The sequence below is a fragment of the Alkaliphilus crotonatoxidans genome (assembly GCF_054658015.1).
Genome location: NZ_BAAHXS010000004.1, coordinates 848,535 through 859,252, shown reverse-complemented (window position 1 = coordinate 859,252; position 10,718 = coordinate 848,535). Strand labels below are relative to the sequence as shown.

6 protein-coding genes and 1 rRNA gene are annotated in these 10,718 nt (G+C 42.8%); all 7 read right to left on the bottom strand.

Translation table 11 applies throughout. From position 1 onward, the window contains the following. Positions 1-113 precede the first annotated feature (113 nt). Positions 114-1,754, bottom strand: a 16S ribosomal RNA gene (locus ACYQ1I_RS06640). A 332-nt stretch (positions 1,755-2,086) separates the two neighbouring features. Beyond that, positions 2,087-3,448 carry a dihydrolipoyl dehydrogenase gene (lpdA, locus tag ACYQ1I_RS06635; protein WP_459763598.1) on the bottom strand — a complete coding sequence of 454 codons (1,362 nt, stop codon included), beginning with the start codon at positions 3,446-3,448 and terminating at the stop codon, positions 2,087-2,089. 37 nt (positions 3,449-3,485) lie between these two features. Beyond that, positions 3,486-4,928: an aminomethyl-transferring glycine dehydrogenase subunit GcvPB gene (gene gcvPB / locus ACYQ1I_RS06630; RefSeq protein WP_459763596.1), complete on the bottom strand. Its 1,443-nt coding sequence runs from the start codon at positions 4,926-4,928 to the stop codon at positions 3,486-3,488. Position 4,929: 1 nt separating this feature from the next. After that, on the bottom strand, positions 4,930-6,273 hold the full coding sequence (gene gcvPA, locus ACYQ1I_RS06625; protein WP_459763594.1) for an aminomethyl-transferring glycine dehydrogenase subunit GcvPA: 1,344 nt from the start codon (positions 6,271-6,273) through the stop codon (positions 4,930-4,932). 305 nt (positions 6,274-6,578) lie between these two features. Further along, positions 6,579-7,433 (bottom strand): DUF4438 domain-containing protein, encoded by an 855-nt coding sequence (locus ACYQ1I_RS06620; RefSeq protein ID WP_459763592.1) that lies wholly within the window; start codon positions 7,431-7,433, stop codon positions 6,579-6,581. A 228-nt stretch (positions 7,434-7,661) separates the two neighbouring features. Further along, complete coding sequence (locus ACYQ1I_RS06615; RefSeq protein ID WP_459763590.1) at positions 7,662-8,258, bottom strand: hypothetical protein; 597 nt, start codon at positions 8,256-8,258, stop codon at positions 7,662-7,664. A gap of 174 nt (positions 8,259-8,432) precedes the next feature. Beyond that, positions 8,433-10,709, bottom strand: a complete 2,277-nt coding sequence (locus ACYQ1I_RS06610; RefSeq protein ID WP_459763588.1) for a thiamine pyrophosphate-dependent enzyme — start codon at positions 10,707-10,709, stop codon at positions 8,433-8,435. Positions 10,710-10,718: the final 9 nt, after the last annotated feature.

The following is a 10,718-nucleotide window of genomic DNA, read 5'->3' as shown; positions in this document are numbered from 1 at the left end:
TTTTCAAGGAACAAAAGCAGCTGGCCGAAATTTATAATTTCGTGACAGTCCGCTTAGAAAGATTTTTAGGTCTTTCAAAACTAAACAGTATAGCTTAAGCCTAAGCTCCTTAGAAAGGAGGTGATCCAGCCGCACCTTCCGATACGGCTACCTTGTTACGACTTCACCCCAGTCATCGACTTCACCTTCGACAGCTTCCTCCTTACGGTTAGATAGCTGGCTTCGGGTGCTTCCGACTCCCATGGTGTGACGGGCGGTGTGTACAAGACCCGGGAACGCATTCACCGCGACATTCTGATTCGCGATTACTAGCAACTCCAACTTCATGTGGGCGAGTTTCAGCCCACAATCCGAACTGGGACCGACTTTATGGGATTGGCTTCAGATTACTCCTTCGCTGCCCTTTGTATCGGCCATTGTAGCACGTGTGTAGCCCTGAACATAAGGGGCATGATGATTTGACGTCATCCCCACCTTCCTCCGAGTTATCCCCGGCAGTCTCTCTAGAGTGCCCAGCCAAACTGCTGGCAACTAAAGACAAGGGTTGCGCTCGTTGCGGGACTTAACCCAACATCTCACGACACGAGCTGACGACAACCATGCACCACCTGTCTCCTCAGTCCCCGAAGGGAAGACTCCGATTAAGGAGTGGTCCGAGGGATGTCAAGTCCAGGTAAGGTTCTTCGCGTTGCTTCGAATTAAACCACATGCTCCGCTGCTTGTGCGGGTCCCCGTCAATTCCTTTGAGTTTCACTCTTGCGAGCGTACTCCCCAGGCGGAGTGCTTAATGCGTTAGCTGCGGCACTGAGGTTTGACCCCCAACACCTAGCACTCATCGTTTACGGTGTGGACTACCAGGGTATCTAATCCTGTTCGCTCCCCACACTTTCGTGCCTCAGCGTCAGTTACAGTCCAGAAAGTCGCCTTCGCCACTGGTGTTCCTCCTAATATCTACGCATTTCACCGCTACACTAGGAATTCCACTTTCCTCTCCTGCACTCAAGTCCTACAGTTTCAAAGGCTTACTACGGTTGAGCCGTAGCCTTTCACCCCTGACTTGTAAGACCGCCTACGCACCCTTTACGCCCAGTGATTCCGGATAACGCTTGCCCCCTACGTATTACCGCGGCTGCTGGCACGTAGTTAGCCGGGGCTTCCTCCCAAGGTACCGTCAAATTTCTTCCCTTAGGACAGAGCTTTACGACCCGAAGGCCTTCATCGCTCACGCGGCGTTGCTGCATCAGGCTTTCGCCCATTGTGCAATATTCCCCACTGCTGCCTCCCGTAGGAGTCTGGACCGTGTCTCAGTTCCAGTGTGGCCGATCACCCTCTCAGGTCGGCTACTGATCGTCGCCTTGGTGGGCCATTACCCCACCAACTAGCTAATCAGACGCGGGCCCATCCTGTACCGATAAATCTTTGACCTTAAAAAGATGCCTTAAAAAGGTATTATGAGGTATTAGCAACGGTTTCCCGTTGTTGTCCCTCAGTACAGGGCAGGTTGCCCACGCGTTACTCACCCGTCCGCCGCTAGCTAAATATCTAACATTCAATACTCAATTCCCACCTGATGGTTGGCACTGTAGGCGTTAAGCCCTCATTCGCTGCCAAAGGGGCTTCATTCGCGCTTGACGCTGGCGCTCAATCCCCTTAAAAAATCGAATACTCAATGTTAGATATTTAGCCCGCTCGACTTGCATGTGTTAGGCACGCCGCCAGCGTTCATCCTGAGCCAGGATCAAACTCTTAATCAAAAAAAATTCTGGGTGTCATTTAAAATGACTTTTATATGCTGGCTTAATATCTATACTGTTCAGTTTTCAAAGACCTGTAAATTCAAGGCCCAAGGCCTCGGCGCCACCAACGGGGCACTTTAACTACTATATCACAACCAGGTGATCTTGTCAACTCTTTTTTTAATCTTTTCTTCCGAGAGGTCTATTTCATTGCCTGTCAGAAGCGACTTATTTACTATACCACCTTCCAGAAATACTGTCAATACCTTTTTAATCACTTTTTTTATTTTTTTATTCTTTCTATCTAAAAGGGCTCCAGCTTTACAGCTTCAGAGCCCTATTCCTTCAATCTACTCTATTCTACTGGCGGCTTCATACAGGGTTTCCGCCAGGGTTGGATGGGCATGTATGCTTTCGGTAATATCTATAATCTTAAGCCCCTTGCTGACAGCCAACAGCCCTTCATGGATTAAATCTGAAGCATGGGGCCCTAAAATTTGTACACCAATAATGGTTTCTTCTTCATCACATATAATTTTCACATAGCCGTCGGTTTCTCCAAGGGCCAGGGCCTTACCATTTCCAAGGAAGGCGGCCTTACCGACTCGATAGGATATGCCTCTTTTTGCTGCCTCTTCTTCCGTTAAGCCCACCTTGGCATACTCGGGCAAGACAAATACACAGCTGGGAATGTGGTCATAATTAATCTTTCGATTGGCCCCCGCCATATTGTCAACAGCAATAATTCCTTGGTGGTGAGCAGTATGGGCCAAAAGACATTCTCCTGTCACATCCCCTATGGCATAGATGCTTTCTATATTGGTTCTCATGCCACGATCTATTTTTATTCCCCTGGTGTCATATTCAATACCCAGGGAATCCAGATCAAGGCCCTTCCAGCTGGCCCTCCTGCCAATGGCCATCAGTACAGTATCTGCCTCTAATTGCTTTGTTCCCTTACTTGTTTCACAGTATACCACAAGCCTTGATTCCTGTTCCTCTATGGCTGTAATTTTATGTTTGGTAAATAAGTCTATTCCTTTTTTCTTTAAATAAGCACTTAGTCGCTTTCTAATGTCCTTATCGGCAAACATTAAAATATCTTCTTGCAGTTCAACCACTTTAACCTTTGCACCAAGGGCATTGTAGATTACAGCCCATTCAAGGCCTATTACACCGCCCCCTACAATAACCAGCTCTTCTATATCTCGGCTTAAATCCATTAAATCATCGCTGGTCACCACCCCAGGCAGGTCTACTCCGGGAATTGGCGGAATAATCACCTCAGAGCCGGTGGCAATAAGAATATATCTTGTTTCAATGGTGGTGACTTCCCCAGTGTTGGCTATCACCTGTACTTCATTGGGTCCAATAATTTTGCCCTCACCCTTTATTACCTCTACCTTAAGAAGGTTCATTTGCTTTTCCAGGCCTTCCCTTAGTTTTAGAACAATTTCCTCTTTCCGTTTTCTCATGGCCTCCAGCTTAATTTCAAAGCCCTTTAATTCTATGCCATACTCACTGATGTGATTAAGGGTATCAATTATTTCGGCCTTTCGGAAAAGCACCTTGGTTGGAATACAACCCCGATTCAAACAGGTACCACCCAATTGGTCCCTTTCGATTAATGCAACTTTCCAGCCTAATCTGACTGCTTTTTCTGCGGCGGCGGTCCCCCCTGGCCCACCGCCAATGATTACTAAATCCTTCAAGTCGACTCCTCCTTATCCGGGGATTACCCTACAGGTTTTAAATATCCTGCCACTTAATAATTGGATTTCTTGCAGCCTTTACTTCGTCTAATCGTTTCACAGGGGAATGATGGGGTGCATCATAAAGCAGCTGAGGATTTTCCTCGGCCTCTTTAGCAATTTTGATCATGGCCTCTATATATTCATCCAGGGTCTCTTTACTTTCCGTCTCGGTAGGCTCGATCATCATGGCCTCCTCTACAATTAAAGGAAAATAAACCGATGAGGGATGCATACCATAATCTATCAATCGCTTGGCAATGTCCATTGTGGAGACACCGTATTTTTTCTTCATACCCTTCCCCGATAAAACAAATTCATGCTTACATACTCCATTATAAGGCAGGTCGTAGACCTTTTTCAATTTCTCTTTTAAATAGTTAGCATTTAAAACAGCCATTTCACTAACCTCTTTTAATCCGTCGGCTCCCATGGTTAAAATATAGGTGTAGGCCCTTACCAGCATGGCAAAGTTGCCATAGAAGCTTTTAATTTTACCAATGGAATTGGGAACGTCATAGTTAAAAAGATACCGATCTTCCTGCTTTTCTACCAATGGTACTGGTAAGAAGGGCTGTAGAATGGATTTTACTCCTACCGGTCCTGAACCGGGGCCGCCGCCGCCATGGGGTGTAGTGAAGGTTTTATGAAGATTTAAATGAACCACATCAAAACCCATATCACCTGGCCTGGTATAACCCATAATGGCATTCATGTTGGCTCCGTCGTAATATAAAAGGCCCCCGGCACCATGGATAATATCAGCGATTTCCTCTATATTTTTTTCAAATATTCCCAGTGTGCTGGGGTTGGTCAGCATAAGCCCTGCTGTATCTTGGCCTACCACTGCCTTCAATGCCTCTATATCGACGCTCCCATCTTCATTGGATTTGATCTCAATGGTCTTAAAGCCTGTCATAGTGGCGGTGGCCGGATTTGTACCATGGGCCGCATCGGGAACAATAATCTTGTCTCGATGGTAATCTCCTCTTTTTTTATGGTATTCATTGATCATCATTAATCCTGTTTTTTCTCCGTGGGCCCCGGCGGCAGGCTGTAAGGTGAAGGCATCCATCCCTGTGATTTCCTTCAAGGCTTCCTGAAGCTCATACATAAGTTGCAGTGCTCCCTGTACATCTTCCTCTCTCTGGTAGGGATGGATATTGGAAAAACCTGATAGCCGAGCCATGTCTTCGTTGATTTTGGGGTTGTACTTCATGGTACAGGAACCCAGGGGATAAAATCCTTTATCGATATGATAGTTTTTAGCAGATAGATTGACATAGTGGCTAAAAACCTCACGCTCACTTACTTCAGGTAAATCAATTTCGGTTTCCCTTGTCAGGTTATGGGGAATTTCATAATCAGGGACATCGTTTTCAGGCACGGTAAACCCATTTTTACCCTTTTGAGACAGCTCATAGATGATTTTATCGTACATTTTATCTCGCCTCCTTGATTAATTGACAAAGGGTATCAATCTCTTCCTTCGTCCTTTTTTCTGTTACTGCAAAGATACAAAGGTTTTTAAGATCAGGATACTCCCTTGTGCCATGATATCCGCCAATAATTTTATTTTTTAACAACAATTCATTCAATGCCTCTACATCACCTTCATAAATCAAGGCAAACTCTTTAAAGAAGGGTTTATTGAAGGGATCTTTAAATTTCCCTGTTTTTAAAAGCTCTTCATAGGCATAGTGGGCTTTATTGTAGTTGACCCTGGCCAGCTCCTTCATTCCTTCCTTTCCCACCAGTGAAAGATAAACGGTGGCGGCGGTGGCGTTTAAGGCCTGATTGGTACAGATATTTGAAATTGCCTTTTCCCTTCTGATATGCTGTTCTCTGGTTTGAAGGGTCAAAACAAAGCCCCTTTTTCCATCTAAATCATTGGTGATTCCGGCAATTCTTCCCGGTACCTTTCTGATCAGGTTGTTTGTAGAGGTGATAAAGCCTAAATAGGGCCCGCCAAAGGATAGGGGGATTCCCAGGCTCTGACCTTCACCAACTGCTATATCTACACCAATTTCTCCCGGTGTTTTGAAAAGACCTAAAGAGATGGGGTCTGTGCTTAAAATGGCAATAGATTTATTTTCATGGGCAAGGGCAGTTAATGCTTCTACCTCTTCTATTAGTCCAAAAAAATTAGGGCTTTGATATATCACTGCGCTGACATCCTTGTTCAGCTTCCGCTTTAAATCTTCGAGGCAGGTTGTTCCATCCTTCATATCAATCTCTGTATATTGAATGCGTGATGCTTCCAGGGAGGATTTCAATACCCTTCTATATTCCGGGTGAAGGCTTTTGGATATAAGTATTTCTTTTTTTCTATTGGCTGAAATAGCCATATAGGCTGCCTCATAGATGGCTGTGGCACCATCATAAACAGAGGCGTTGCATACATCCATTCCCGTTAAACCACACATCATGGATTGAAATTCAAATATAGTCTGAAGGGTGCCCTGGGCAATTTCCGGCTGATAGGGGGTATAGGCGGTATAAAACTCTGAACGACTAATGATATGCTTTACCGCTGATGGAATGTAATGATCATAGGCACCGCAGCCTAAAAAGGAGGTATATTGGTCAAGGCTCTGGTTTTTAGCCGCCAGCCTGGTTATATACTTTGAAACCTCCAGCTCGGATTTATGAGGGGGTAATGACAAGGGTCGTTTTAGCTGCAAGCCTTCGTCAATATCCTCAAATAGGGCTTCAATACTATCGACACCTACTTCTTTAAGCATTTCCTTCTTCGTTTCCTCTGTAGATGGAATATACGGATACATTTTAATTCCTCCCCTTTTTATTTTTTTGTTTGGCTATTTTGTAAGACCTGATATTTTAAGGCTAAAGATGAAAATATCAAGCCACATATTGCTGCTAATACCCTATATTATGTGGTTTGATATTCTTTTAATACAAATATAAAATACCGGGCAAAACCAGCCATATATCGGTTTAATTACCCTTGTTTTAATGGCTTAAACCCCTTCTTTATTTATTGGCACAGACTAGCTGGCCTTTACCTCTACATTACATTGGTGATACAGAAAAGTAATGGAATTATTGTATTTTAGGAGGGCGGGCTTTATTATTCCATAAAATGTACTATATTAGCTGTTTCATCCTTAATACCTTTGATTAGGTTTTTCTTACTGCTCATAATCACCGTTACCCCCGGGCCATGGCCTGATTTGATACAATCACTATGGACAATAACGCCAATTGACACTGCTCCCTTTAAGTACTGTCTACCATTGGTATTATCACAATCCCTCAATAATACCAGGTCACCGAATCTCAGTTTGTTAATGCCATAGGCCTCATTGGCCTCCTGGTCTCCGGTCATAATATCATAATCACCTGAAAATGCAGTAGAAGATCCGATACCTGAACCCATTAAATGGGCGGGAATCTCTGTTACCACCGGCACCGTCAGCTGGCCATCTGACTCTTTAATTCCCAGTCTTTCAAATAGGCCTGGGTCAATGTTCATACATGTCACTTCATTGAAGCCTTCAATGGCTAGTCCCTGGCCCTGGGCTTTAATTAAAATGGTATCCCCAATGGCCATTTTGTTCAATTCCTTTTCTTCAAAATAAATTAATACATGATCAATTCCTCCATGCTTTCCTGTAACATAGCCTGTGGCACCCTTGGCATCGCCGGTAATCACCTTAGCCTCATTGCCAATACAGGCAAAGAGATTTAAAGCAGCATTTTCATTGCTATTTTCATTTTGAATACTAACTCCCGGTTCCACATGATCCCCAACCCACCCTACACAGGGATCACCAACCTTCACATTATAAGTAATTCCTCCGGTGGCGGGAAGCACCTGGGCCCTTCCATTCCAATCAACCCGATAGGGGCTGATGACTTTAGGGCTATGAATTTTTCCCTGGACTGACTGAATAATTAATCGATCTTTGTTGGTTTTAAACAATGGGCTTCATCCTTTCCATATAAAAATATTTAGTTAATCTAAATTTCTATACAGGATGTCTTTATCCTCCATTTTAGTTGGAAATTTATATAGGATTGCTTATTAAATTAAGAAAAACCTCTAACAATACAAGATTATTAAAGGTTTTTCAAGCGTAATGATCTTTTCATAACAAATGACTCGTCAGAGGTTTTGAAAATTCTGTATTTCCACGGTATTATCTATCAATTATTCTTCTTTACTTTTATTAATTTTCTCTAATAAAATGTCTAATTCAAATAAAGGTTCTTCATCTACTTGATTAGTATAATACTTTTCCATATCATCCTTTAATATTGTATCAAGCACTTCTAGTTTATTGTCATGAATCTCAAAAATTCCTTGAGTCCCACCTAAAACAAAATATTGATTGTAAATATCTCCTTGCCTTTTTAATGCAAGTACATAAGCTTTATCATCTTTAACTACATTCTCGCCTTTTAATTGTAATACTTCAATTACATCATTCTCTACCTCTCCTAGATATATCTCTTTAACTTTAACTTCGCTTATTATTGACATGCCTGCTTCATGCTCCCTTTGATTTATTACTTCACCCATAATTATAATTTGCGCTTCATCTATTAGTTGGTCTATAGTATCAACAGTGTTGATATATAATGCCGATACAGTATTAGGAATATTATATTGAATGTTTGGTTCCTCTAGAATATCACTTGTTCCATTGCTATTATTCCTAGTGTTATAATATACGATAACACCCAAACTAATTATACATAGACTTGTTAATACGATTATAAAATTTTTGAATCTAATCGTTTTCATAGTCTTCCTCCTTAATATGCTTGTTTAAGATGATTTCTGGTACTAATTTAATTATAAAAATTCTATTATGTAAAATGTTTTAATTATCCTCTTTCATCATTGTACACTAACTCAATTGAAAAATGTATAAAATTAAAAGGCACCCTACAGGTCTTTGCAGAGTGCCATTTTAGATTATAATAAAGGATTTTCGTCCATCGCCTTTAAACGGTTCCACCGACGATCTATTTCCTGTTGAATTGCCATTAACTGATCTTCATGGTCATCCTGTAGTAAATGCTTCATGACCCCCAGTCGGCTAAAGAATTTTGAAACAGGCATTTTTTTATTGGATCGTTCAGGATCATAGGTAATTTTGGTAATACCATGGTATATTTCAAATAATGGGAAGTAACAGCTTTCTACAGCAGTACCGATAACACTTCGCTGTTCCTCAGGGGGACTCTTCCAGTTTAAAGGACAGGCTGAAATGGCCTTTACATAGGCCAGCCCCTCGTGTTGAGCCACATATTGAGCCTTGGCAGCCTTTTTTACATAATCTACAGGATGAGACTCAGCTACAGTAGCAATGTAGGGTATATGGGTACCGGCCATAATCATGGGAGTATCCTTATGGAAGGTACTTCTTCCGCCCCTTTGGAAGGTACTTTTACCTGGGAACTTGGGTCCCACAATAGAGGTCTTACTCTCTGCCATATGGGGTGTTGTATAGGATAGTTGATAGCCTGTATTCATATAACCCCCGTTATCGTACTCAAAAATAATCATATTGTGGTTTCTCAGGGCCGTACCAATGGCTGGCCCCATTCCTATATCCATTCCACCGTCACCGCTTACCATGACGAAGGTAATTTCTAAATTCTTTGGTATTTCTCCTCTTCTTTGCTTTTCATGGAACATCTCTACCACACCGCTAAGGGTTGCTGAACCATTTTGAAATAAGTTGTGTATATAGGTTGATCTGAAGGATGTATAGGGATAACCGGTGGTGACAACCATTCCACAGCCTGTTTGAAATAAAAATACAACATAGCCCTTTAATCCCTTGGTAAAGAGGTTTAAATTGGGGAATATTCCGCAGCCGGGGCAGGCCTGATGACCAGGGGCGATTCTCTTGGGCATAACGGTCAGGTTTCGAGTATTAACCCCCTTTACAGATAATGTATTGGTTTTTTCGTCCCTTTCCACCGTTAAATGGTTTTCAAAATAATCGCTGACAACATTTTCTACATATTTCTTGGGCTCATAATGCCGATTGCCCTCATAGGCACCCACATAATCAAAGGGGTTAGTTACTTTTTCTTCCCTTGCCACCTGCAATGCTTCTTCTAAAAGGGCCACTGCATCGTCTACATATAGCTCTTTACCCCCCAGCCCATAGATTCTGCTGAAAATGAGTGTCTTATTTTCCGGGTCATCCTTTAGCGTGGCTCTGATCTCGATACTCATGTTTCCAGCCTTGGCTCCGTAGCTTTCCTGACGATCTGCTACACAGAGGCCCTTAACGTTTTTAAATACCTGCTGTATCTCGTTTTTAGGCCAGGGGCGAATCACATTGGCTGAAACAACCCCCACCTTTTTCCCTTGCTTTCTAAGTAAATCTACCGCCTCAGTGGCCGTATCGAAGGAGGAATTTAGTATGAACAGACAGGCCTCGGCATCCTCTACTCTATAGGTTTCCAATAAACTATAATATCTTCCCGTTAACCTCCCGTATTCTTCAAAAACCCTTGGCAATACTTCATAGGCTCGATCCATTGCCTTACTTAATTGTACCTTATTGTTAATCAGGTCCGGCTCATTCATGTAAGGGCCGATGGTAACAGGATTTTCAGGATCAAGGGCCGTATACTTGGGTCGATATTCGCCTATAAACTCCTGAACATGCTCCTTTTCTTTGAATATATCGTTCCTTCGTTTCTGATGACTGGTAAAGAACCCGTCACTGGTAATGATAACCGGCAGCATTACCTCTTCATGCTCTGCTACCTTGGTACCTATGATGTTAAAGTCGTAAACCCGCTGAGGGTCCTTGGCCATTAAAATGATCCATCCGGTATTTAAGGTGAACATTATATCACTGTGATCACCCTTTATATCGAGGGGACCCGATACACTTCTGGCCACCACATTTAACACCATGGGGGCCCTTGTTCCCGATTGAACGGGCAATTGTTCCAATGCGTAAAGTAACCCATTGGCAGAGGTAGCATTAATGACCCTTCCTCCAGCCACCGCTGCACCATAGCAAATTCCTGCCGCTCCATGTTCTCCGTCTCCTGGTATAAGGACAATTTCATGATGTCCTTCTGCCTTATGGGAACTTAATTCCTCTGATATACCAGTAGAGGGGGTAATTGGAAAGTAACCCATCACATGAAAATTCATTTGGGTTGCCGCCAGGGCAGCCATTTCGTTACCATTTTTAAATACTGCTTCCTGTGGTCTCATTTGTTTTCT